21 protein-coding genes and 1 other RNA gene are annotated in these 22,650 nt (G+C 70.5%); 9 read left to right on the forward strand and 13 right to left on the reverse strand.

Annotated elements, in window-relative coordinates; translation table 11 throughout:
- The first annotated feature begins 19 nt into the window (after window positions 1–19).
- The 4 genes from AC2EAQ_RS04450 to xth are packed head-to-tail and all read left to right on the forward strand — an operon-like array spanning window position 20 to window position 3,221.
- A complete protein-coding gene (locus AC2EAQ_RS04450) occupies window positions 20–979 on the forward strand; it encodes a DMT family transporter (RefSeq protein ID WP_484640571.1) in 960 nt (319 codons plus the stop codon).
- Entirely contained in the window at window positions 976–1,887 is a 912-nt protein-coding gene (locus AC2EAQ_RS04455) for a DMT family transporter (RefSeq protein WP_484640573.1), read from the forward strand. Before AC2EAQ_RS04450 ends, AC2EAQ_RS04455 begins: the two co-directional genes overlap by 4 nt.
- A complete protein-coding gene (locus AC2EAQ_RS04460; RefSeq protein WP_484640574.1) occupies window positions 1,884–2,396 on the forward strand; it encodes a dihydrofolate reductase in 513 nt (170 codons plus the stop codon). The genes AC2EAQ_RS04455 and AC2EAQ_RS04460 overlap by 4 nt, the downstream gene beginning before the upstream one ends.
- 54 nt (window positions 2,397–2,450) lie before the next feature.
- Complete coding sequence (gene xth, locus AC2EAQ_RS04465; protein WP_484640575.1) at window positions 2,451–3,221, forward strand: exodeoxyribonuclease III; 771 nt, start codon at window positions 2,451–2,453, stop codon at window positions 3,219–3,221.
- A gap of 44 nt (window positions 3,222–3,265) precedes the next feature.
- On the opposite strand, the gene ntrC is transcribed toward xth, so the two are convergent.
- The 13 genes from ntrC to ompA all read right to left on the reverse strand — a co-directional run bounded on the left by ntrC (window position 3,266) and on the right by ompA (window position 15,033).
- Window positions 3,266–4,735, reverse strand: coding sequence for a nitrogen regulation protein NR(I) (ntrC, locus tag AC2EAQ_RS04470; protein WP_484640576.1), 1,470 nt, complete (start codon window positions 4,733–4,735; stop codon window positions 3,266–3,268).
- Between the two features lie 19 nt (window positions 4,736–4,754).
- A complete protein-coding gene (glnL, locus tag AC2EAQ_RS04475) occupies window positions 4,755–5,843 on the reverse strand; it encodes a nitrogen regulation protein NR(II) (RefSeq protein ID WP_484640579.1) in 1,089 nt (362 codons plus the stop codon).
- A 20-nt stretch (window positions 5,844–5,863) separates the two neighbouring features.
- Window positions 5,864–6,364 (reverse strand): hypothetical protein, encoded by a 501-nt coding sequence (locus AC2EAQ_RS04480; RefSeq protein WP_484640580.1) that lies wholly within the window; start codon window positions 6,362–6,364, stop codon window positions 5,864–5,866.
- 94 nt (window positions 6,365–6,458) lie between these two features.
- Complete coding sequence (glnA, locus tag AC2EAQ_RS04485; RefSeq protein WP_484640581.1) at window positions 6,459–7,877, reverse strand: type I glutamate--ammonia ligase; 1,419 nt, start codon at window positions 7,875–7,877, stop codon at window positions 6,459–6,461.
- A gap of 179 nt (window positions 7,878–8,056) precedes the next feature.
- Window positions 8,057–8,851: a competence/damage-inducible protein A gene (locus AC2EAQ_RS04490; protein WP_484640582.1), complete on the reverse strand. Its 795-nt coding sequence runs from the start codon at window positions 8,849–8,851 to the stop codon at window positions 8,057–8,059.
- A gap of 21 nt (window positions 8,852–8,872) precedes the next feature.
- Window positions 8,873–9,826, reverse strand: a complete 954-nt coding sequence (locus AC2EAQ_RS04495; protein WP_484641155.1) for a sterol desaturase family protein — start codon at window positions 9,824–9,826, stop codon at window positions 8,873–8,875.
- A 28-nt stretch (window positions 9,827–9,854) separates the two neighbouring features.
- Window positions 9,855–10,649, reverse strand: a complete 795-nt coding sequence (locus AC2EAQ_RS04500) for a polysaccharide deacetylase family protein (protein ID WP_484640583.1) — start codon at window positions 10,647–10,649, stop codon at window positions 9,855–9,857.
- Complete coding sequence (locus tag AC2EAQ_RS04505) at window positions 10,633–11,610, reverse strand: YncE family protein (protein WP_484641158.1); 978 nt, start codon at window positions 11,608–11,610, stop codon at window positions 10,633–10,635. The genes AC2EAQ_RS04500 and AC2EAQ_RS04505 overlap by 17 nt, the downstream gene beginning before the upstream one ends.
- Window positions 11,611–11,654: 44 nt before the next feature.
- Entirely contained in the window at window positions 11,655–12,467 is an 813-nt protein-coding gene (locus AC2EAQ_RS04510; RefSeq protein ID WP_484640584.1) for a TIGR00266 family protein, read from the reverse strand.
- Window positions 12,468–12,500: 33 nt separating this feature from the next.
- Window positions 12,501–12,872, reverse strand: a transfer-messenger RNA (tmRNA) gene (gene ssrA / locus AC2EAQ_RS04515).
- A 15-nt stretch (window positions 12,873–12,887) separates the two neighbouring features.
- Window positions 12,888–13,550, reverse strand: a complete 663-nt coding sequence (gph, locus tag AC2EAQ_RS04520) for a phosphoglycolate phosphatase (protein WP_484640585.1) — start codon at window positions 13,548–13,550, stop codon at window positions 12,888–12,890.
- Entirely contained in the window at window positions 13,550–14,260 is a 711-nt protein-coding gene (gene ubiG, locus AC2EAQ_RS04525; protein ID WP_484640586.1) for a bifunctional 2-polyprenyl-6-hydroxyphenol methylase/3-demethylubiquinol 3-O-methyltransferase UbiG, read from the reverse strand. Before ubiG ends, gph begins: the two co-directional genes overlap by 1 nt.
- Before the next feature lie 71 nt (window positions 14,261–14,331).
- The gene (gene ompA, locus AC2EAQ_RS04530; RefSeq protein ID WP_484640587.1) at window positions 14,332–15,033 is read right to left on the reverse strand and encodes an outer membrane protein OmpA; all 702 of its coding nucleotides are present in this window, start codon (window positions 15,031–15,033) and stop codon (window positions 14,332–14,334) included.
- A 295-nt stretch (window positions 15,034–15,328) separates the two neighbouring features.
- Between ompA and gyrA the strand changes: the two genes are divergently transcribed.
- The 5 genes from gyrA to AC2EAQ_RS04555 all read left to right on the forward strand — a co-directional run bounded on the left by gyrA (window position 15,329) and on the right by AC2EAQ_RS04555 (window position 22,595).
- Window positions 15,329–17,950 (forward strand): DNA gyrase subunit A, encoded by a 2,622-nt coding sequence (gene gyrA, locus AC2EAQ_RS04535; protein WP_484640588.1) that lies wholly within the window; start codon window positions 15,329–15,331, stop codon window positions 17,948–17,950.
- A complete protein-coding gene (locus AC2EAQ_RS04540) occupies window positions 17,947–18,507 on the forward strand; it encodes a DUF2059 domain-containing protein (protein ID WP_484640589.1) in 561 nt (186 codons plus the stop codon). Before gyrA ends, AC2EAQ_RS04540 begins: the two co-directional genes overlap by 4 nt.
- A gap of 16 nt (window positions 18,508–18,523) precedes the next feature.
- The gene (gene pheA / locus AC2EAQ_RS04545; RefSeq protein ID WP_484640590.1) at window positions 18,524–19,627 is read left to right on the forward strand and encodes a prephenate dehydratase; all 1,104 of its coding nucleotides are present in this window, start codon (window positions 18,524–18,526) and stop codon (window positions 19,625–19,627) included.
- A gap of 17 nt (window positions 19,628–19,644) precedes the next feature.
- A complete protein-coding gene (locus AC2EAQ_RS04550; RefSeq protein WP_484640591.1) occupies window positions 19,645–20,532 on the forward strand; it encodes a prephenate dehydrogenase in 888 nt (295 codons plus the stop codon).
- A gap of 68 nt (window positions 20,533–20,600) precedes the next feature.
- On the forward strand, window positions 20,601–22,595 hold the full coding sequence (locus tag AC2EAQ_RS04555) for a bifunctional 3-phosphoshikimate 1-carboxyvinyltransferase/cytidylate kinase (RefSeq protein ID WP_484640592.1): 1,995 nt from the start codon (window positions 20,601–20,603) through the stop codon (window positions 22,593–22,595).
- The last annotated feature ends 55 nt before the right edge of the window (window positions 22,596–22,650 follow it).

Genomic DNA, 22,650 nt, shown 5'->3' on the forward strand with positions numbered 1-22,650 from the left:
CGGTCCGGCGTGCCGCGCCATGAAGGCGCTGACTCCGCGCATCGCGCTGCTGATGACGCTGCCCCCGCTGATGTGGGCCGGCAATGCCATCGTCGGCCGGCTGATGGTGGGCGTGGTGCCGCCGCTGGCGCTGAACGCGCTGCGCTGGGCCCTGGTGGCCTTGATGCTGTTGCCTGCAGCGCTGCCGCTGCTGCGCAGCGCCGACGACCGCCGGGCGGTGCGGCAGGCATGGCCCTACTTGCTGGCGATCGGCTCGCTGGGCATCGGGCTGTTCAATGCGATGCAGTACCTGGCGCTGCGCAGTTCGACGCCGCTGAACGTGACGCTGATCAACGCGTCGATGCCGCTGTGGATGCTGGGCGTGGGCGCGCTCGTGTTCGCGCAGCGTCCCCAGGGGCGGCAGCTCGCCGGTGCGCTGCTGTCGCTGGCCGGCGTGGCCACCGTGATCGCGCGCGGCCACTGGGCCGACCTGGCGCAGGTGCAGTTCGTCGTGGGCGACCTGTTCATGGTGGTCGCCGTGATCGGCTGGGCGCTCTACAGCTGGCTGCTGGTGCGTGCACCGGCGTGGCTGCGTCCGCCGCCGCGCGAGACGATCGCGCGCTGGGGCTGGGCCGGGTTCCTGTGGGTGCAGTGCCTGTTCGGCCTCGTGGCCGGCGGCATCGCCGCGGGCCTGGAGCAGGCGCTGGCGAGCCCCCCGCCGATCGACTGGAGCCGGCCCGGCGTGTGGGCCGCGCTGCTGTTCGTGGCGGTGGCGCCGTCGCTGATCGCCTACCGCTGCTGGGGCCTGGGCGTGGCGCATGCCGGGCCGGCCGTGGCGGCCTTCTTCGTCAACCTGTCGCCGCTGTTCGCCGCGCTGATGTCGGGCTGGCTGCTGGGCGAATGGCCCCAGGCCTTTCACGGCACGGCGTTCGCGCTGATCGTCGCCGGCATCGCGCTGTCCACCTGGCAGCCGCGACGGCCACCGGGAGCGGGCGCATGAGCGTGACCCGACGCCAGTGGCTGCTGCTGGCAGCCATCACGCTGATGTGGGGCTGCAACTGGCCGATGATGAAGTTCTCGCTGCGCGAGATTCCGCCGCTCACGTTCCGCGCCGTCACGATGACCGGCGGCGTGCTGATGCTGGCGCTGTGGTTCCGCCTGCGCGGCGTGTCGATCGCGCTGCCGCGCGCGGACGCGGGCCGGGTGGTGCAGCTGGCGCTGCCCAACATCGTGGGCTGGCACTTCGCGTCGATCATCGGCCTGACCCTGCTGCCCGCGGGACGCGCGAGCATCCTGGCCTTCACGATGCCGGTGTGGACCGTGCTGCTGGGCGCGCTGCTGTTCGGCCATGGCCTGACGCGGCGCGCCGGCGTGGCGTCGGCCTGCGCGCTGGCGGCGGTGGCGCTGCTGGCGGCCAACGAGTTCACGTCGCTGGCCGGCCGGCCGCTGGGCGTGCTGTGGCTGCAGGTGGCCGCCGTGAGCTGGGCCTTCGGCACGCTGCTGATGCGCCGGGTGCAGGTGTCGCTGTCGAGCGAGGTGCTGACGATGTGGATGATGGCCGTCGGCGCCGTGGTGTTCTGGGCCGCCGCGCTGGCGGTCGAGCCGCCGCCGGCGTGGTCGGCCTGGAGCCTCGCCACGTGGCTGTCCCTCGTGTGGGGCATGGTGATCAACTTCGGCGTGTCGCAGGTGCTGTGGTTCAGCCTGACGCGCGTGCTGCCGGCGCAGGTGGCGGCGTTCTCGCTGATGGCCGTGCCGCTGGTGGGTGTGCTCTCGTCGGCGCTGGTGGTGCGCGAGATGCCCACGGTCACCGACTGGATGGCCGTGCTCTTCATCGCTGCCGCGATCGCCGCGGCCACCGGGGCGGCTGCCGGCGCGTCGGGCCGGCGCGGCGACAATCCCCGACCATGACGCCCGCCTTCCGACCCGGCCTCGTGCTCGTCGCCGCGCTTGACCGCCAGCGTGCCATCGGCCGCGGCGGCGACCTGCTGTGGAACGAACGCGAGGACCAGGTGCACTTCCGTCGCGTCACGATGGGCTGCCCGGTGATCATGGGGCGCCGCACCTGGGACTCGCTGCCCGAACGCTTCCGCCCGCTGCCGGGCCGGCGCAACGTGGTCGTGACGCGCAACGCGCACTGGCAGGCCGCCGGCGCCGAGCGCGCCGCGTCGCTCGACGCCGCACTGGCGATGGTGGCCGATGCGCCGCGCGTGTGCGTGATCGGCGGCGGGGAGCTGTATGCGCTGGCGCTGCCACGCGCACAGGAGCTGGTGCTCACCGAGATCGATCACGAGTTCGATGGCGCCGACACGCACTTCCCGACCTTCGACCGGCGCGCGTTCCGGGAAGTGGCGCGCGAGGATCGCGTGGGAGGCGACGGGATGCGCTTCGCCTTCGTGACCTATCGCCGCGACGCCTGAGGCGGCAGGCGACAACCGCTACGATCCGCGCTCCCGAGCTGCCGGATGCCCGCCTTGAAGATCGCCACCTGGAACGTCAACTCGCTGGGCGTTCGCCTGCCCCAGCTGCTGGACTGGCTCGCGGCGCAGCAGCCCGACGTGGTGGTGCTGCAGGAGACCAAGCTCACCGACGACAAGTTTCCCGCCGCCGAGATCGAGTCCGCGGGCTGGCGTGTGCAGTGGTTCGGCCAGAAGACCTACAACGGCGTGGCGCTGCTGTCGCGCACCGAGGCCGCCGACGTGGTGCGCAACATCCCCGGCTTCGTCGACGACAGCGCACGCGTGATCACCGCCACGGTGGACGGCGTGCGCATCGTCGGGGCGTACTTCCCCAACGGCCAGGCGCCGGGCAGCGAGAAGTTCGAATACAAGATGCAGTGGCTGCGCGCGCTGCGCGACTGGCTGCGCGAGGAGCTGGCCGCACATCCGAAGCTGGTGCTGCTGGGCGACTTCAACATCGCCCCCGAGGACCGCGACGTGCACGACCCGGTGGCCTGGGCCGGGCAGATCCACTGCACGGACGAGGAACGCGGCCACTTCCGCCATCTGCTGGGGCTCGGCCTCGTCGACGCCTTCCGGCTCTTCGAGCAGCCGCCGAAGTCGTGGTCGTGGTGGGACTACCGCAACCTCGCGTTCCGCAAGAACCAGGGTCTGCGCATCGACATCATCCTCGTCAGCGAGGCACTGCGCGCGCAGGTGCGCGAGTGCGCGGTGGACAAGGCCCCGCGCAAGAACGAGCGGCCGAGCGACCACGCCCCGGTGTGGGTGCGGCTCGACGCGGCCTGAGACCGCCGGGTTCGCCGCCGGCGCAGCGGCCCGCGGGCAAGGCCTCAGTCGTCGAGGCCCAGTTCCTGGATCTTGCGCGTGATGGTGTTGCGGCCGATGCCCAGCTTCTGGGCCGCCTCGATGCGGCGGCCCCGCGTGGTGCCCAGCGCGGTGACGATCAGGCGCGCCTCGAACTGGCGCGTCAGCGTGTCCCACACCTCGGGCGAGCCGGCGTCGAGCAGCGCACGCGCCTCGCGCTCCAGGTCCGCCAGCCAGCCGCCCGCCAGTGCAGCGGCCGGGGCGACGGCCTCGGCGCCCGCTCGTGCCGGCACGGCCGCGGCCGCGGCCGGAGGGGCCGCCTCGGCCTCGGCCGCGACGTTGATTGACTCGTTGAGCTCGGGCGGCAGGTCCTTCGGCTCGACCACCTGGGTCGGCGCCATCACCGTGAGCCAGTGGCACAGGTTCTCGAGCTGGCGCACGTTGCCCGGGAAGTCGAACGCCGACAGGCGCGCCAGGGCGGCGTCGGACAGGCGCTTGGCCTCGACGCCGAGTTCCTTGGCGCTCTTCTGCAGGAACTGCCGCGCCAGCAGCGGGATGTCCTCGCGCCGCTCGCGCAGCGGCGGCAGGCGCAGCCGGATCACGTTGAGGCGGTGGAACAGGTCCTCGCGGAAGGCGCCGTCGCGCACGCGCTTCTCGAGGTTCTGGTGCGTCGCAGCGATCACGCGCACGTTGGCCTTGAGCGGCTGGTGACCGCCAACGCGGTAGAACTGCCCGTCCGACAGCACGCGCAGCAGACGCGTCTGCAGGTCGAAGGGCATGTCGCCGATCTCGTCGAGGAACAGCGTGCCGCCCTCGGCCTGCTCGAAGCGGCCGCGGCGCATGGTCTGTGCGCCGGTGAAGGCGCCGCGCTCGTGGCCGAACAGCTCGCTTTCCAGCAGGTCCTTCGGGATCGCGGCCGTGTTGATCGCGACGAACGGGCCGCCGCCGCGCGGGCTGTGCTTGTGCAGCGCGCGGGCCACCAGTTCCTTGCCGCTGCCGCTCTCGCCGGTGACCAGCACCGTGACCTGGCTCTGGCTGAGGCGGCCGATGGCGCGGAACACATCCTGCATGGCGGGCGCCTGGCCGAGGATCTCCGGCGCCTCGACCGGGCGCTCGGCGGCCACGGCCTCGCGCAGGCTCTCCTCCACCGCGCGGCGGATCAGTTCCACCGCCTTGGGCACGTCGAAGGGCTTGGCGAGGTACTCGAAGGCCCCGCCCTGGAAGGCCGACACGGCACTGTCCAGGTCGGAGAACGCCGTCATCACGATGACCGGCAGCCCGGGCAGGCGCTCCTTGACCTTGGCCAGCAGGTCCAGGCCGGAGCCCCCGGGCATGCGGATGTCGCTGACCAGGACCTGCGGTTCGTCCTCGGCCAGCGCGCCGATGACGTCGCGCGCGTTGGCGAAGCTGCGCACGGCGAACTGCTCGCGTGCCAGGGCCTTCTCCAGCACGAAGCGGATCGATTGATCGTCGTCGACGACCCAGATGTCTTTCATGCGAGCGCCAGCGCTTTCGTCAAGGCAAGGGGATGAACACCGTGAACACCGTGCGGCCCGGCACACTGGCGCATTCGATCGTGCCCTGGTGTTGCTGCACGAAGGTCTGCGCCAGGGTGAGCCCGAGGCCTGATCCGCCATCGCGTCCCGACACCAGCGGGTAGAAGATGCGGTCGCGGATCGCCTCGGGCACGCCCGGCCCGTTGTCCTCGATATGCAATTCGAGTGCCAGTCGCCAGCGTTGCTTGCCAATCGTCACCTGTCGGGCGATCCGCGTGCGCAGGATCAGCTCGGCGTCGCCGGCCGCGATGCGGTCGGCCAGCGCCTGACAGGCGTTGCGGGCGATGTTGAGCACGGCCTGGATCAGCTGCTCGCGGTCGCCGCGGAACTCGGGGATGGAGATGTCGTAGTCGCGCCGCAGCGCGATGCCGCGCGGGAACTCGGCCGCCAGCAGCGACCGCACCCGCTCGCACACCTCGTGGATGTTGACGTCGGCCACCATGTGCGCGCGCCGGTGCGGCGCCAGCAGGCGGTCCACCAGCGCCTGCAGGCGGTCGGCCTCGTTGATGACCACCTGGGTGTATTCGGTCAGCTCGCGGCGCGGCGGCGTCAGGCCCTCGAGCTCCATTTCCAGCAGCTGCGCCGCGCCCCGGATGCCGCCCAGGGGGTTCTTGATCTCGTGCGCGAGGTTGCGCACCAGCTCCTTGTTCGCCTCGGCCTGGGTAGCGGCGCGCTCCTCGCGGTCCTGGCGCGTCTGCTGCTCGATCTCGATCAGCTCCACCAGCACCCGCGACGGGGTGTCGGACTGGTTGACGATCACGTGCACCGGCAGCAGCTCGGCCTGGGTGCCGGCCGGCCGCTTGAGCACGCCCTCGAAGCGGCCGGTGGAGATGCGGTTGTCGGCGACGGCGGCCAGGGTCTCGCGCAGCGGCGCCGGGTCGGCCAGCCAGTCGGTCAGCGGAGTGGCCAGCAGCGTGCGCCGGGGCACGCCCAGCAGGTTCTCGAAGGTGGCGTTGGCATGCAGCACGCGGCCGTCGGGCTGCACCACGGCCACCAGCGTGGCCAGCAGGTCGTAGGCCGCGAAGGGGCCGGCCGGGGCGGATTCCATCGTGGAACCCCGCGGACGCCCTAATCGGCCTTGGGCGCGGGCAACTTGGCGAGCTCGCGCCGGATGGCGGCGATATCGGCCTGCTTGCGCGCGATGGCGTTGCGCAGCTCCTCGACGCGCTCCTGGTAGCGGGCGAAGTTGCGCTCGCCACCCTGCCGCTCGGGCTCGCCGTTGTTGAATTCCTTCTGCAGCGCGGCGAGCGCCTCCTCCTCGCGCTTGAGCTCGGCCTCGAGGATCTTGCGGGCGTCGCTGTCGCGGGCGCGCTGGTCCTTGGCGTCGACCCGGGACGATTCGCCGTCGCGTGCAGCGGCCGCCGGGCGCGGGGCCGGCTTGGTCGGCGCCACCACCGTGATCGGCGCACCCTCGATCGTGCGGCAGCCGCGCTCCCTGGCTTCCTTCTCGGTGATCTGGTCCGTGTAGAGCACCGGCGGCCCCGGACAGCGGTAGACCGGGGCGCCCTGGGCCAGGGCCACCGTCCCCGGAGAGAGCAGAAGGATGACGGCAAGCGTTCGCATGGTCATGGAACGCATTGTCCTCCAGACGCGACGACACCAGAAAAAAGGGCGGCCCGAGGCCGCCCCTTTCGCGTGACCGCCTGCGCGGTCGGGCCGTGCATCACAGCGAGTAGTACATGTCGAACTCGAGCGGGTGCGTGGTCATGCGGAAGCGGGTCACTTCCTGCATCTTCAGCTCGATGTAGGCGTCGATGTAGCTGTCGGTGAACACGCCGCCCTTGGTCAGGAACGCCCGGTCCTTGTCCAGGTACTCGAGCGCCTGGTCGAGGCTGTGGCAGACGGTCGGGATCTTCGCGTCTTCTTCCGGCGGCAGGTGGTACAGGTCCTTCGTGGCAGCCTCGCCCGGGTGGATCTTGTTCTCCACGCCGTCCAGACCGGCCATCAGCATGGCCGAGAAGCCCAGGTACGGGTTGCACAGCGGGTCCGGGAAGCGGCACTCGATGCGGCGGCCCTTCGGGTTGGCCACGTACGGGATGCGGATCGACGCCGAGCGGTTGCGCGACGAGTAGGCCAGCTTGACCGGCGCCTCGAAGCCGGGCACCAGGCGCTTGTAGCTGTTGGTGCCGGGGTTCGTGATGGCGTTGAGCGCACGGGCGTGCTTGATGATGCCGCCGATGTAGTACAGCGCGAACTCGCTCAGGCCGGCATAGCCGTCGCCGGCGAACAGGTTCTTGCCGTCCTTCCAGACCGACTGGTGCACGTGCATGCCGCTGCCGTTGTCGCCGACGATCGGCTTGGGCATGAAGGTGGCGGTCTTGCCGTAGGCGTGCGCCACGTTGTGGATCACGTACTTCTGCAGCTGCAGCCAGTCGGCACGCTGCACGAGCGTGGAGAACTTGGTGCCCAGCTCGTTCTGGCCCGGGGCCGCCACCTCGTGGTGATGCACCTCGACCGGGATGCCGAGCTGCTCGAGCAGCAGGCACATCTCGGAGCGCATGTCCTGGAAGCTGTCGACCGGCGGCACCGGGAAGTAGCCGCCCTTGACGGCCGGACGGTGGGCGCGGTTGCCGCCTTCGATCTTCTCGCCGGTGGACCAGGGGGCCTCCTCGGAGTCGACCTTGACGAAGCAGCCGGACATGTCGACGTTCCAGCGCACCTGGTCGAAGATGAAGAACTCGGGTTCCGGACCGAAGTAGGCCGCGTCGCCGATGCCGCTGCTCTTGAGGTAGGCCTCGGCGCGCTTGGCCAGCGAGCGCGGATCGCGCTCGTAGGGCTTGCCGTCGCCCGGCTCGAGCACGTCGCAGCTGAGGATCAGCGTCGGCTCCTCGAAGAACGGGTCGATGTTGGCGGTGTTCGGGTCGGGCATCAGCAGCATGTCCGACGCCTCGATGCCCTTCCAGCCGGCGATCGACGAGCCGTCGAAGGCATGGCCGGAGCTGAACTTGTCCTCATCGAAGTGCGACACCGGCACCGATACGTGTTGCTCCTTGCCGCGGGTGTCGGTGAAGCGGAAATCGACGAACTTGACGTCGTTCTCCTTCACCATCTTCATCACGTCGGCGACGGTCTTGCTGGCCATCAGGCGCTCTCCTGGCTTGGTCTGGGTTGTGGATGGAAGACTCGAAAAGTCGGGGGAAATCTAGCAGAAAGCATGCCCGCAGCCGGTGCGCTCGCCGGCACCAGCCGGCCGCACCGCCCCCAGGGCGCGCCCCGGCTTGGGGCGATGCAATGCACCGATATGGTGATTTCCAGGGCGCACTATCGCACCAACTCGGGGCCCAATGCCGCCCCAAATCGAACCAGCCCGGCATGCAGGTCGGCGTAGGCCGCCTCGGCGGCGGCAGCCGCGCCCTTGACGCCCAGTTCGATGTGGCGTCCGTGCTGCGGATGGTCGACGCTGGGCAGGCTGAACACGCGCACGCCGGCATGGTCGCGCTCGATCGCTTCCATCAGCGGCGTGAGCGACGCTTCCATGGCGCCGTAGACGATCACCGAGCGCTCGACCTGGCGCTGGGAGCCATGCAGGGCGCGGTAGCGCGTGTCCAGCAGCGTCTCGATCATCGGGTGCGCCATCACCGGGAAGCCCGGCACGAAGTGCACGTCGCCGACCGAGAAGCCGGGAATCTTGTTGTACGGGTTGGGGATGATCCCGGCGCCCGCCGGGAACACGCCCATGTTGAGGCGGTGCACGTTGTCCTCGCGATCGGGATCGTAGGGCTCGCCGCGCTCGCGCGCCACGTCGGCCATGCGCTCCAGGATCAGCGCGCGCGCCTGCGGGTGCAGCACCAGTTCACGGCCCAGGGCCGCCGCGGCGCACTGGCGCGTGTGGTCGTCGGGCGTGGCGCCGATGCCGCCGCAGCTGAACACCACGTCGCCGCTGGCGAAGGCATGGCGCAGCGCGTCGGTGATCAGCGCGCGGTCGTCGCCCACGTAGCGCGCCCACGCCAGCGCCAGGCCGCGGGCGGCCAGCAGTTCGATCACCTTGGGCAGGTGCGCGTCGCGCCGCTTGCCCGAGAGGATCTCGTCGCCGACGATGATGAGTCCGAACCGCATGCGGGCAAGGATAAGCGACGCCTAGGCGCGGCCGGCGAGGCGCTTCAGTCCCAGCCACTGCTGGGCCCAGAAGCCGCGCCCGTAGTCGCGCCCGTCGAGCTGGTCGCGGATGCCGGTGGCCTGCAGGTCGTCGTCGAAGCGCGCCGTGCCGAACAGCAGGTCCCACAGCGGGAACAGCACCGCGAAGTTGTGACCGCCGAGCGACCCGGGGCCCTGGCTCTCGTGGCCGATGCCGATGGCATGGTGCAGGCGGTGGAAGCGCGGGCCGACGAGCAGGCGGCTGCCGATGCGCCCGAAGTCGATCCGCACGTTGGCATGCGCGAGGCTTTCCACCAACTGGGTCAGGGCCACGATGGCGACGAACTGGCCCGGCGGCACGCCGATGGCCAGCGCCACGGCCACGAACACGCCGTCGCGGATCACGTCGTCGAGAAGGTGGTTGCGGTTGTCGGACCACAGCGTCATCTGGCGCTGGCTGTGGTGCAGCGCATGCAGCTGCCACCACCAGTGCCAGCGGTGCTGGGCCCGGTGCACGAGGTATTCCACGAAGTCGAACACCACGAGGTAGATCACGAAGCTGACCAGCGCGAGGTCGGAGACGCCGGGCCAGACCTGGTCGAGCTGGAAAGTCGGCAGGCCGGCCAACCGCAGCGCGCCGATGGCGGCGTCCCACAGCGGATCGATGGTGAAGAACAGCGCCACGCGCACCAGGCCCAGGCGATGGATCAGCGTGTAGGCGATGTCCGTGCGCACCGACGCGCGGTCAGTCACCCGCTCCACCGGTCGCCAACGCTCCAGGGTGCGCAGCACGAGCAGCATCACCGCGATCTGGAGCAGGCCGACGAGCAGCCAGCCCGTGGCCCGGTAGCCCTCGGCCAGCAGATGCCCGAGGCCGGCCTGGAACATCAGCGGCTGCACCAGCGACTCGAACAGCCACTGCTGCGCGTCGCCGAAGGTGTCGGTGAAGGCCTGCACCGGGTCGGTCATCGCGGGACGGCCTCGCCTAAGGACGCCCGCGCCCGTGCACGGGATGCTCGCGCAGCGTGGCAAAGCACAGGCCGCGCTGCTTCAGCCCCTGCACCAGCGGCTCCAGCACCGCCGGCGCCCACGGGTCCTGGCGCGACCAGATGCCCAGGTGGGCCACGAGGATGTCGCCGGCGCGGATGTCGCGCAGCGCCTGGGCCAGCAGCTGCGCGTTGGGGAAGCGGTCGCTCGGCAGTTCGTCGCCGAGGAACCCGGCGCGCGACCAGCCCACATGGCCGAAGCCGCAGGCCCGGGCCGCAGCCTCGAGCTGCGGCGAGGTGCGTCCGGCCGGGGCCCGGAACAGGGGCAGCACACCGTCGGTGATGCCCATGTCCTTCAGGCGCTGCACCGGGCGGCGCAGTTCGGCGCAATAGGCGGCGGCGTCGAGGGTGCGGACGCGACCGGCGTCCGGGCCGGCGGTGGCCCGCATCTCGAAGGCCGGGCCGCGGTCGGCACGCCAGACGACATGGTTCCAGGTGTGGCTGGCGAAGGCATGGCCTTCCGCGGCCCGCGCGCGCCACCACGGCGCCCAGTCGTCGTCGAGGCTGCCCCCGCCGGTCAGGGTGCGCTCGTTGGCCACGAAGAAGGTGGCCTTGACCTGATGGCGCGCCAGCACCTCGGCCACCAAGGGCGCCACGCCCATGTGGCCCGTGTCGAAGGTCAGGTAGACCGGCCGCTCGCACGACGCGGCCCAGGCGCCCTGCCCCGCACCGAGCGCCGCCAGCGCCAAGCCGACGCCGCGGACCCAGCGGCGCAAGCTAGCGACGGGGCGCATGGTCGAGCGTCCACACGCCGTGCGGCGAGCGGCCCACGCCGACCTGCCGCGTCACCTGCCGCGTCTCGATGTCGATGAAGGTGAGCTTGCGCGCCCAGCGGCTGGTCACCAGCAGCGTGCGCCCGTCGGCCAGCATGTCCATGCAGTCCGGGCCGCCCGGGGCCGGCAGCTCGGAGACGACGGCCAGCTTGTCGATGTCGATCTGGCTGATGGTATTGGCCACCCGGTTGCTGACGAACAGGTGGCGGCCGTCGCCGCGGGCCCGGAACGCGTGCGCCCCTTCGCCGGTGGCGATGCGCGTCAGCAGCCGCGCGGGCGACTGCGTCACGTCGTACACCTCGACCACACGGTCGCCGGTGAGCGCGACGAAAAGTCGCCGGTCGTCGGGCGACAGGTAGATGTCCGCCGGCATCTTGCCCACGGGGATCTTCCAGCGCTCGGCCTGCGTGGCCAGGTCCACCGCGAGCAGCTGGTCGCTGTCCTGCAGCGACACGTAGACCACGCTGCTGCGCGAGTCGATCGCCAGGTGGCTCGGCGTGCGCGGCGCGGACAGCCGCTTGACCAGCTTCAGTGGCTGGTCGGCCACCTCCGGCTGCCAGCGATAGAGGTCGACATGGTTGAGCCGGTTGGCCGCCGTCACGAACCACTTCATGTCCGGCGAGAAACGCAGGTGGTACGGGTCGAGGATATCGGTGACCGTGCGCTGCACCACGCCCGAGACCGGGTCGACGAAGGTCAGCGAGTTGCCCAGCGCGTTGGCGACGATCAGGCTCTTCTCGTCCGGCGTCAGGTAGAGGTGGTGCGGCTCCTTGCCGGTGGGAATGCGGCGCACCTCCGACGAGCTGACGGGGTCGATCATGCTGATGGTCGCGTCCAGCGAGTTCAGCACGAAGATCGGCCGCGGCACCTTGGCGGGTTGCGCCAGGGCCGGCAGCATCAGGGCCGCCGCCAGGCCCGGCATCAGGGCCCGGCACAGGCGGCGCAGACCGGCGCGCAGCCCGCGGGTCACTCGTCGTCGCCGCCGAGGATGCCGCCGAGCAGTCCGCCGCCGACCACGCCGCCGAGCACCGAGCCCTCTTCGCGCGAACCGCCGCGCTGGGGCGCCGCGGCGAACACACGCGATGCGAGGCGCGAGAACGGCAGGCTCTGAAGCCACACCGTGCCGGGCCCGGTGACCTTGGCGAAGAACAGGCCCTCGCCGCCGAACAGCGCGGTCTTGATCTTGCCGACGTACTGGATCTCGAAGTTGACGTTGGGCGTCATCGCGACCACGCAGCCGGTGTCGATGAAGAGGGTCTGGCCGGGCTGCAGCTCGCGCTTCTGCACCGTGCCGCCGGCGTGGACGAAGGCCATGCCGTCGCCTTCGAGCTTCTGCATGATGAAGCCCTCGCCGCCGAAGAAGCCCACGCCGAGCTTCTGCTGCAGGTAGATGCCCAGCGACACACCGCGCGCCGCGCACAGGAAGGCGTCCTTCTGGCAGATCAGCATGCCGCCGAGCTGCCGCAGGTCCATCGGCATGATCTTGCCGGGGTACGGCGCCGCGAACGCGACGCGCTGCTTCTGCGGCGCGTTGTTGGTGTAGACGGTCGTGAACAGGGACTCGCCCGTGACCAGGCGCTTGCCTGCGCCCAGCAGCTTGCCGAAGAAGCCGCCCTGGTTGGCCGAGCCGTCGCCGAAGACGGTGTCCATGCCGATGCCGGCGTCCATGAACATCATGCTGCCGGCTTCGCCGATGGCCGCCTCGCCGGGGTCGAGCTCGACCTCGACGAACTGCATCTCGGAGCCCTTGATCTCGTAGTCGACGACATCCATCGCCATGGCGCGCATCACCTCTTCAGGACAGGAAGGAATTGGTGGAGCCGGGGGGAATCGAACCCCCGTCCGCAAGCCATCACCGGACAGTTCTACATGCGTAGTGCTCTGGTTTGAGTCTCGCTCCGCCGCCGCGCAGGCACACGCTGCGGACGAAGCCAGTCACCTAGATCTCGCGCTGAACCAAGTGACCCGGTTCAGCGCCAGCCGATGTGAATGACCTCTCAGCCTAGGATCTTGCGATCTTCGGCCCGGCCCATCGGCCTGCCGTTGAGAGGCTCACCGGTTTTAAGCGGCGAGGGCGAAACGTTCGTCGTTCGCAGTTACTTTGTTCCAGTGGATTTACGAGCGGACTGGTGCTCGGCATGCCCTGCGTCGGATCCGCACCCACGTCGAAACCGGGTCGGCCCCAAGGAAGCAGGTAGTTTAGGCCACCCGCAGCCATTGCAAGAGGGCCGCCGGCTCGTCCAGCACGGCGTCGGCACCCCACGCATGGGCGGGCTCCCCGAGGCCGAGGTAGCCCCAGGCAGCGGCCAGCGTCGCCATGCCGGCGGCCCGTCCGGCCTGCACGTCGCGGGCGTCGTCGCCCACGTAGGCGCAGTCGCCAGGGGCCACGCGCAGCCGCCGCGCCGCCTCGAACAGCGGCTCGGGATGCGGCTTGGCATGGGGCGTCGTGTCGCCGCAGATCACCACCGCCGCGCGCTCGTGCAGGCCGAGGCCCGCGACGATGGGATGGGTGAAGCGCTCGGCCTTGTTGGTGACGATGCCCCATCGACGGCCGGCGGCGTCGAGTCGCGCCAGCACCGGGACCATCGCGTCAAACACCGTCGTGTGCACCAGCATCGCCCGGGCGTAGCGGTCGAGGAACTCGGTGCGCAGCGCCTCGTAGTCCGCATGATCGGGCCCCACGCCCAGGGCCAGGCCGACCATGCCGCGCGCACCGGCACCCACCATGGGCCGCAGGGCCGCCAGGGGCATGGGGTCCAGACCGCGCGCCAGGCGCATGGCGTTGGCCGCGCCGGCCAGGTCCGGCGCACTGTCGATCAGGGTGCCGTCCAGGTCGAACAGCACCAGCGGCTCGTGCGGCATCAGGACGCGTCCCGCTCGCAGGCGAACAGGTAGTTGACGCTGGTGTCGTCGGACAGCCAGTAGCGCTCGGTCAGCGGGTTGTATTCCATGCCCCGCGTCTGTCTCACCGCCAGGCCGGCCTGGCGGCAGGCCTGGGCCAGCTCGCTCGGCCGCACGAACTTGGCGTATTCGTGAGTGCCCTTGGGCAGCAGCTTGAGCACGTGCTCAGCCCCCACGATGGCGAACAGGAACGCCTTGGCGTTGCGGTTGATCGTCGAGAAGAAGACCTGCCCCCCGGGGCGCACCAGGCGCGCGCAGGCGGCGACGACCGAGGCCGGGTCGGGCACGTGCTCCAGCATTTCCATGCAGGTGACCACATCGAAGCCGCCAGGGCACTCGTCGGCCAGGGCCTCGGCCGCCACCTCGCGGTACTCGACGTTGTCGACGCCGGACTCCAGCGCATGCAGCTCGGCCACCCGCAGCGGCTTGACGGCCAGGTCGATGCCCAGCACGGACGCAGCGCCGCGGCGCGCCATGGACTCGGCCAGGATGCCGCCGCCACAACCGACGTCCAGCACCCGCTTTCCCGCCATGCCGCCGACCACGCGCTCGATCCAGTCGAGTCGAAGCGGATTGATGCGGTGCAGCGGCTTGAACTCGCTGTTCGGGTCCCACCAGCGGTGGGCCAGCTCGCTGAACTTGGCGAGTTCCTGGGGGTCGGCGTTCGTCATCTTCGAATGTTAAGCACTGGAAACGACAAACCCCGCCGAAGCGGGGTTTGTCCATCACGCGAAGGTTGCGATCAGCGGCGGGTACGCGTGCCGACGACCTCGATCTCGACACGGCGGTTCTTCGCCTTGCCTTCCTTGGTCTTGTTGTCGGCCACGGGCTGCTTCTCGCCCTTGCCTTCGGTGTACACGCGGTTCTTCTCGACACCCTTGCTCGTCAGATAGTTCTTGACGGCTTCGGAGCGAGCCACGGACAGCTTCTGGTTGTAGGCGTCGGAGCCGTCGCTGTCGGTATGGCCGACGGCGATGATCACCTCGAGGTTGATGCCCTTGGTCTTGCTGATCAGGTCATCGAGCTTCGCGGTGGCTTCGGGCTTGAGCACCGACTTGCCGCTGTCGAAGAACGCGTCGGCCGCGAAGGTCACCTTTTCGGCGACCGGCGGGGGCGGCGGGGGCGGCGGGGGAGCCGGACGCGGAGCCGGGGCCGGGGGCGGCGGGGGCGCCACACGCGGAGCCGGAGCCGGCGCAGGCGGCGGCGGCGGGGGCGGCGGCTTCAGGGCGCCGTCGCAGTTGGCGTTGGCGGTTGCCGGGGTCCAGGAAGCATCGCGCCAGCACAGTTCGTTGGTGCCGTTCTTCCAGATCAGGCTGCCATCACCGTTCTTCCAGTTGTCCTGGTTCGAGGGGCCGCCCATCGCGTGCGCAGCAGCCGAAGCCGCCATCGGGGCAGCCAGCGCTGCGGCAGCGAAGAGCATCGCCACCTTGTTCAGTTTCTTCATTGAATCTCCTCTCAAGGGAATGCCGCAGAGACTGCGAAACGTCCAAATCGGAAGCGAGAAAACCTGGCAAACACCCGGTTTGACGAGCGCCCACCGCCGATCAATTCATTGTGCCAGAGCTTCTCCGGACCACTGCATTTTGATCCGCGGTCGCTGAACTGACCCGTCCAATGTTGCGCGAGAGCGACAAGCCGCGACGAATAGAATCCGCCTCTCTTGCGCCGAACTTGACGCCGAGCCCGCAAGGCGCTCGGCATTCCGGCGCGCCCTCGTCCGCCCTCCTGCCCCGCCTCGAATGACCTCCTTTGCCAAGGAAACCATCGCCGTCAGCCTCGAAGAGGAGATGCGGCGGTCGTACCTCGACTACGCGATGAGCGTGATCGTCGGGCGCGCCCTGCCCGACGCGCGCGACGGCCTGAAGCCCGTGCACCGGCGCGTGCTGTTCGCGATGCACGAGCTGAACAACGACTGGAACCGGCCCTACAAGAAGAGTGCGCGCATCGTCGGCGACGTCATCGGCAAATACCACCCTCACGGCGACAGCGCGGTCTACGACACCATCGTCCGCATGGCGCAGGACTTCTCGCTGCGCCACATGCTGGTCGACGGCCAGGGCAACTTCGGCTCGGTCGACGGCGACAACGCCGCGGCGATGCGGTACACGGAAATCCGCCTGGCCAAGATCGCCCACGAGATGCTGGCCGACATCGACAAGGAAACCGTCGACTTCGGCCCCAACTACGACGGCAGCGAGAAGGAGCCGCTGGTCCTGCCGACCCGCCTGCCCAACCTGCTGGTCAACGGCAGCGCCGGCATCGCGGTGGGCATGGCCACCAACATCCCGCCGCACAACCTCAACGAGGTGGTCGACGCCTGCCTGCACCTGCTGAAGTCGCCGCAGGCCTCGATCGAGGAGCTGATGGAGATCATCCCGGCGCCCGACTTCCCCACGGCCGGCATCATCTACGGCATCGAGGGCGTGCGCGAGGGCTACCGCACCGGCCGCGGCAAGGTGGTGATGCGCGCCAAGTGCCATTTCGAGGACATCGACAAGGGCTCGCGTCAGGCCATCATTGTCGACGAGATCCCGTATCAGGTGAACAAGAAGACGCTGCTCGAGCGCATCGCCGAGCTCGTCAACGACAAGAAGATCGAGGGCATCAGCCACATCCAGGACGAGTCCGACAAGTCGGGCATGCGGGTGGTGATCGAGCTCAAGCGCGGCGAAGTGCCCGAGGTGGTGCTGAACAACCTGTACAAGCAGACGCAGCTGCAGGACACGTTCGGCATCAACATGGTGGCGCTGATCGACGGCCAGCCCCGTCTGTGCAACCTGAAGCAGCTGGTCGAGATCTTCCTCGACCACCGTCGCGAGGTGGTCACGCGGCGCACGGTGTTCGAGCTGCGCAAGGCGCGCGAACGCGGCCACGTGCTGGAGGGCCTGGCCGTCGCGCTGGCCAACATCGACGAGTTCATCGAGACCATCAAGACCTCGCCCACCCCGCCGGTGGCCAAGGCGGCGCTGATGAGCAAGAGCTGGGACTCGTCGCTGGTGCGCGAGATGCTCCAGCGCGCCGAGGCGGACACGCCGGGCGGCCGCGCGGCCTACCGGCCGGAGGGCCTGCCCGCGCAGTACGGCATGCAGCCCGACGGGCTGTACCGCCTGTCCGACGACCAGGCGCAGGAGATCCTGCAGATGCGCCTGCAGCGCCTGACCGGGCTGGAGCAGGACAAGATCGTCGGCGAGTACAAGGACGTGATGGCCGAGATCGCGGACCTGCTCGACATCCTGGCGACGCCGTCGCGCGTGGCGACGATCATCGCCGACGAGTTGACGGCCCTGAAGGCCGAGTTCGGCGCGGGCAAGCTGGCGGCGCGGCGCAGCCACATCGAGCGCAATGCGCAGGACCTCGGCACCGAGGACCTGATCACGCCCACCGACATGGTGGTCACGCTCAGCCACACCGGCTACGTCAAGAGCCAGCCGCTGGCCGAGTACCGGGCCCAGCGCCGCGGCGGCCGCGGCAAGCAGGCGGCCCAGACCAAGGAAGACGACTGGATCGACCAGCTCTTCATCGCCAACACGCACGACTGGATCCTGTGCTTCAGCGACCGCGGTCGCGTGTACTGGATCAAGGTCTGGGAGGTACCGCAGGGCGGGCGCGCGAGCCGCGGCAAGCCCATCGTCAACATGTTCCCGCTGCAGCCGGGCGAGAAGATCACCGTCGTGCTGCCGCTGACCGGCGAGTTCCGCAGCTTCCCGGCCGACCACTACATCTTCATGGCCACCGCCCAGGGCACGGTCAAGAAGACGGCGCTCGACGAGTTCAGCAACCCGCGCAAGGCCGGCATCATTGCGGTCGACCTGGACGAGGGCGACCACCTGATCGGCGCCGCGCTCACCGACGGCAAGCACGACGTGATGCTGTTCTCCGACGGCGGCAAGGCGGTGCGCTTCGACGAGGACGATGTGCGCGCCATGGGCCGCAATGCGCGCGGGGTGCGCGGCATGGCGCTCGAGCCCGGCCAGAGCGTGATCGCCATGCTGGTGGCCGAGGACGAGACGCAGAGCGTGCTCACCGCCACCGAGAACGGCTACGGCAAGCGCACCTCGATCGTCGAGTACACGCGCCACGGCCGTGGCACCAAGGGGATGATCGCGATCCAGCAGAGCGAGCGCAACGGCCGCGTCGTGGCCGCCACGCTGGTGCGCCCGGAAGACGAGATCATGCTGATCACCGACAAGGGCGTGCTCGTGCGCACCCGGGTGTCCGAGATCCGCGAGCTGGGCCGCGCCACGCAGGGCGTGACGCTGATCGCCCTCGACGACGGCTCCAAGCTGTCGGGCCTGCAGCGCATCGTCGAGAGCGACGCCGACGAGGGCGGCACCGCGGCGCCCCAGGGAGACGCCGAGTGAAGGCCGCTGTCGCGCTGCTGGCTCTGCTGCTGGCGGCCGGTGCCGCGTCGGCGCAGACCAAGAAGGAGCTGGTCGCCAAGCTGATCCAGCTGCAGCAGCCGGGGGTCGAGAGCATCGGCCGCTCGCTGGCCGGCCAGGTGTCGCAGCGCGCGCTGCAGGCGGCGGCGCAGGCGATGCCGCGGGTGGCCGCCGACAAGCGCGAAGCCGTCGGCCGCGACATCCAGGCCGACGTCCGAAAGTTCCACGGGGAGTTGGAACCCCTGCTGCGCGAGCGTGCCTTGCGCCTGTCCGCGCCCACCCTGGCGCCGCTGTACGAGGAGCGGTTCACCGAGGACGAGCTCAAGCAGGTGATCGCCTGGCTGGAGTCCCCGGTGTCGCGCAAGTTCGCCCAGGTCGACGGCGAGTTCGGCAACGTGCTGGCCGAGAAGGTGGTGGCCGACTCGAAGGCGACGGTCGAGGCCAAGCTCAAGACGCTCGAGACCACGATCTCCAAGCGCCTGGGGATGCCCGCGGCCCCGCCGGCCGGCGCGGCCAGCGCTGCGGCACCGAAGAAGTAGCACAGGAGCACCGACGATGGCCGAGCCCGACGCGTCCGCTGCCGCCCTGGCCGCCCTGCGCGTTCGCATCGACGCGGTCGACCGCGAGCTGCTCGCGCTGCTCAACCGCCGCGCCGCGCTGGCGCTCGAGGTGGGCGAGGTCAAGAAGCGCGACGGCTCCCCGGTGTTCCGGCCCGAGCGGGAAGCCCAGGTCATCGACGGCCTGAAGGCGGCGAACCCGGGTCCGCTGGCCACCGACAGCATCGCGCCGATCTGGCGCGAGGTGATGTCGGCCTGCCGCTCGCTGGAGACGCCGCTGCGCATCGCCTACCTGGGTCCGGCAGGCACCTTCAGCGAGCTGGCCGCGCTGGGCTATTTCGGCGCGTCGATCGTGCGCGTGCCGTGCGCCAGCATCGACGAGGTGTTCCGGGCCACCAGCGGCGGCGCCGCCGACTTCGGCGTCGTGCCGGTGGAAAACTCCACCGAGGGCGTCGTGGCGCGCTCGCTCGACCTGTTCCTCAACACGCCGCTGTCCATCGTCGGCGAGACCAGCCTCTACGTGCGCCACAACCTGCTGCGCAAGGTGGAGGGGTTCGACGGCCTGATGGCGGTGTGCGCCCATCCGCAGGCGCTGGCGCAGTGCCACACCTGGCTCAATGACCACCTGCCCCAGGTGGAGCGCCGCCCGGTGGCCAGCAACGCCGAGGGCGCCCGGCTCGCCTCGCTGGACCCGGCCCTGGCCGGCATTGCCAGCGAGCGTGCCGCCGGCGAGTACGGCCTGCACACGCTCGCACCGGCGATCCAGGACGACCCGCACAACCGCACCCGGTTCGCCGTGGTCGCGCTGCCGGAGAGCCATCCGCAGCCGCGTGCCACCGGCCACGACTGCACCAGCCTGGTGGTGTCGGTGCCCAACCGCCCGGGCGCCGTGCACGACATGCTGGTGCCGCTGAAGCATCATGGTGTGTCGATGACCCGGTTCGAGTCGCGCCCGGCGCGCTCGGGCCAGTGGGAGTACTTCTTCTACATCGACATCGACGGCCACCCGGACCAGCCGCACGTGGCCCAGGCCTTGCAGGAACTGCGCGGCGTCTGCGCGTTCTACAAGCTGCTCGGCACCTACCCCCTGGACACCCACTGAGGAACCCTGCCCCCGCCATGTTCAACCAGCTCGGCGTCATCGGATGCGGCCTGATGGGCGGGTCCTTCGCGCTCGCCCTCAAGCGCGGCGGGCTCGTCAAGCGGGTCATCGGCTACTCGAAGTCGCCGTCGACCACCGAGCGCGCCAAGAAGATGGGCGTGATCGACGATGCCGCGGAGTCCGCGCTGCTGGCGGTGTCGGGGTCGGACATCGTGCTGATCGCCGTGCCCGTGGCCGCCACCGAGACCACCTTCAAGGCGATCCGCCATCTGGTGGACCCGGGCGTGCTGTTCATGGACGTGGGCTCGACCAAGCGCGACGTGGTGGACGCGGCGCGCCGCGTGCTCAAGGAGCGTGTCTCGCGCTTCGTGCCCGCGCACCCCATCGCCGGCAAGGAGTCGGGCGGCGTGCAGCATGCCGACGCGGCGCTGTACCAGGGCCGACAGGTGATCCTGACCCCGCTGGCCAACACCGATCCGGCCCTGGTGCAGAAGGCCACCGACGTCTGGAGCGCCATCGGCTGCCAGGTCATGAAGATGACGCCGGACAACCACGACGCCGCCTTCGCCGCCGTCAGCCACCTGCCGCACCTGCTGGCCTTCGCCTACTTCAGCGCGGTGGCGCGGCAGCCCGCCGGCAACGACTACCTGTCGCTGGCCGGCCCGGGCTTTCGCGACTTCACCCGCATCGCCGCCAGCGATCCGGCCGTCTGGCGCGACATCCTGGTGTCCAACCGGGAAGAGGTGCTGAAGCAGTCGCTGCGCTTTCGCCACACGCTGGACGCGATCGAGCACGTGATCCGGTCGGGCAATGGCGAGGCCCTCGAGGACCTGATCCGCCAGGCCGCCGATGCCCGGGCCAACTGGCAGATGAGCACCGTCGTCAAGACCCCCGGCTCGCGCTGACGCGCCCGGGCCCGCGCGCGGCGTCCCGGTGGCGCCGGCGCAGCGGCGGCCGCGGCCCCCCCCCAACGATGTACACCCTGCCCCATCTCGATCTCCCCCCCCTGGCCGGCGCCGCCGGCACGGTGCGGCTGCCCGGCTCAAAGAGCATCTCCAACCGGCTGCTGCTGCTGGCGGGCCTGGCCGAGGGCACCACCGAGCTGCTCGATCTGCTCGATTCCGACGACACGCGCGTGATGCTGGACGCACTGCGCGAACTCGGCTGCGCCATCGAGCGCCAGGGCAGCACCACGCGCGTGCAGGGGCTGGGCGGCCGGCTGCAACGCGACCGGGCCCGCCTCTTCCTGGGCAATGCCGGCACGGCGATGCGGCCGCTGACCGCCGCGCTGGCGGTGCTGACGGCGCTGCAGGGCGGGCGCATCGAGCTGTCCGGCGTGCCGCGCATGCACGAGCGGCCGATCGGCGACCTGGTCGACGCGCTGCGCGGCTTCGGCTGCAACGTCGAGGACCTGGGCCAGCCCGGCTACCCGCCGCTGGCGGTGTCGGGCCCGGCGCCGATCGACCTGTCGCGCCCGATCCGCGTGCGCGGCGACGTGTCCAGCCAGTTCCTCACGGCCCTGCTGCTGGCGCTGCCGCTGGCCAGCGACGCGGGGGCGGTGACGATCGACGTCGAAGGCGAGCTGATCTCCAAGCCCTACGTGGAGATCACGCTGGCCCTGCTGGCGCGCTTCGGCATCGTGGTGCAGCGCGAGGGCTGGTCGCGCTTCGTGATCCCGCAGGCCAGCGCCTACCGCTCGCCGGGACGGCTGCACGTCGAGGGCGACGCGTCGTCGGCGTCGTACTTCATCGCCCTGGGTGCGATCGCCGCCGACGCCGGCGTGGTGCGCATCGAGGGCGTGGGTGACGCGTCGATCCAGGGCGACATCCGCTTCGTGGACGCGGCGCGGGCGATGGGCGCGGACATCCGCACCGAGGCCAATGCCATCGAGGTCCGGCGCGGCGCCTGGCCGCTGCGCGCCATCACGCTCGACTGCAACCACATCCCGGACGCCGCGATGACGCTGGCGGCGATGGCGCTCTATGCCGACGGCCCCTGCACCCTGACCCACATCGCGAGCTGGCGCGTGAAGGAGACCGACCGCCTCAGCGCCATGGCCACCGAGCTGCGCAAGTTCGGCGCCCGGGTCGACGAGGGGCCCGACTGGATCCGCGTGGCGCCGCCCTCCGCCTGGCAGGCCGCCGCCGTGCACACCTACGACGACCACCGGATGGCCATGTGCGCGTCGCTGGCGGCGTTCGGCGGCGTGCCGGTGCGCATCGAGGACCCGAAATGTGTCGGCAAGACCTTCCCCGACTACTTTGAGGCCCTGTTCGGCCTGGTCCGCGCCCGTCGCGAGGCCGTGCCGGTGATCGCCATCGACGGCCCTACGGCGTCCGGCAAGGGCACGCTGGCGGCCGCCGTGGCCGAACGCCTGGGCTTCGGGCTGCTGGATTCGGGCTCGCTGTACCGGGTGGCGGCACTGGCCGCCCTGCGCGCCGGCCTGCTGCCGTCCGGGGCCCTCGACGAGCCCGCGGTGGCCACCCGGGCCGCCGGGCTGAACCTGAGCTTCGAGCCGGGCCGCATCCTGCTCGACGGCGAGGACGTCACCGAGGCGCTGCGCGACGAGGCCGTCGGCCTGGCGGCGTCGCGCGTGTCGGCCCTGCCCGCGGTACGCCGGGCCCTGCACGAGCTGCAGCTGTCCTTCCGCCGCCCGCCGGGCCTGGTGGCCGACGGGCGCGACATGGGCACCGTGGTGTTCCCGGACGCCCGGCTCAAGGTGTTTCTCACCGCGAGCGCCGCCCAGCGGGCCGAGCGTCGGCATAAGCAATTGATTTCAAAGGGAATTCCGGCTAACATCCATGCCCTTCGCGCCGACCTCGAGGCGCGCGACGCGCGGGACATGTCCCGCCCCGTCGCGCCCCTGAAGCCGGCCGGGGATGCGGTGCTGCTCGACAACTCCGAGCTCTCGATCGACGAATGCGTCGAACGCGTGCTGGGCTGGTGGGACGAGCGGCAGCGCTTCTAGGCCACCGCGGCGCCCTGCCGCGGTGATCGTTCAACCCAACCGCCACTTGCGTGGC

It is taken from the genome of Aquabacterium sp. T101, assembly GCF_057219775.1.

Excerpts from the sequence above, each read along its gene's own strand:
- glnL (WP_484640579.1), bottom strand. The coding sequence starts at position 5,843 with ATGGAATCCGCCCCGGCCGGCCCCTTCGCGGCCTACGACCTGCTGGCC.
- AC2EAQ_RS04480 (WP_484640580.1), bottom strand. The coding sequence starts at position 6,364 with ATGACCATGCGAACGCTTGCCGTCATCCTTCTGCTCTCTCCGGGGACG.
- AC2EAQ_RS04505 (WP_484641158.1), bottom strand. The coding sequence starts at position 11,610 with ATGCCGGGCCTGGCGGCGGCCCTGATGCTGCCGGCCCTGGCGCAACCC.
- glnA (WP_484640581.1), bottom strand. The coding sequence starts at position 7,877 with ATGGCCAGCAAGACCGTCGCCGACGTGATGAAGATGGTGAAGGAGAAC.
- AC2EAQ_RS04555 (WP_484640592.1), top strand. The coding sequence starts at position 20,601 with ATGTACACCCTGCCCCATCTCGATCTCCCCCCCCTGGCCGGCGCCGCC.
- ubiG (WP_484640586.1), bottom strand. The coding sequence starts at position 14,260 with ATGACGAACGCCGACCCCCAGGAACTCGCCAAGTTCAGCGAGCTGGCC.
- AC2EAQ_RS04550 (WP_484640591.1), top strand. The coding sequence starts at position 19,645 with ATGTTCAACCAGCTCGGCGTCATCGGATGCGGCCTGATGGGCGGGTCC.
- ompA (WP_484640587.1), bottom strand. The coding sequence starts at position 15,033 with ATGAAGAAACTGAACAAGGTGGCGATGCTCTTCGCTGCCGCAGCGCTG.
- AC2EAQ_RS04450 (WP_484640571.1), top strand. The coding sequence starts at position 20 with ATGAAGGCGCTGACTCCGCGCATCGCGCTGCTGATGACGCTGCCCCCG.
- ntrC (WP_484640576.1), bottom strand. The coding sequence starts at position 4,735 with ATGAAAGACATCTGGGTCGTCGACGACGATCAATCGATCCGCTTCGTG.
- pheA (WP_484640590.1), top strand. The coding sequence starts at position 18,524 with ATGGCCGAGCCCGACGCGTCCGCTGCCGCCCTGGCCGCCCTGCGCGTT.
- AC2EAQ_RS04455 (WP_484640573.1), top strand. The coding sequence starts at position 976 with ATGAGCGTGACCCGACGCCAGTGGCTGCTGCTGGCAGCCATCACGCTG.
- AC2EAQ_RS04500 (WP_484640583.1), bottom strand. The coding sequence starts at position 10,649 with ATGCGCCCCGTCGCTAGCTTGCGCCGCTGGGTCCGCGGCGTCGGCTTG.
- AC2EAQ_RS04490 (WP_484640582.1), bottom strand. The coding sequence starts at position 8,851 with ATGCGGTTCGGACTCATCATCGTCGGCGACGAGATCCTCTCGGGCAAG.
- AC2EAQ_RS04460 (WP_484640574.1), top strand. The coding sequence starts at position 1,884 with ATGACGCCCGCCTTCCGACCCGGCCTCGTGCTCGTCGCCGCGCTTGAC.
- AC2EAQ_RS04510 (WP_484640584.1), bottom strand. The coding sequence starts at position 12,467 with ATGGCGATGGATGTCGTCGACTACGAGATCAAGGGCTCCGAGATGCAG.
- gph (WP_484640585.1), bottom strand. The coding sequence starts at position 13,550 with ATGCCGCACGAGCCGCTGGTGCTGTTCGACCTGGACGGCACCCTGATC.
- gyrA (WP_484640588.1), top strand. The coding sequence starts at position 15,329 with ATGACCTCCTTTGCCAAGGAAACCATCGCCGTCAGCCTCGAAGAGGAG.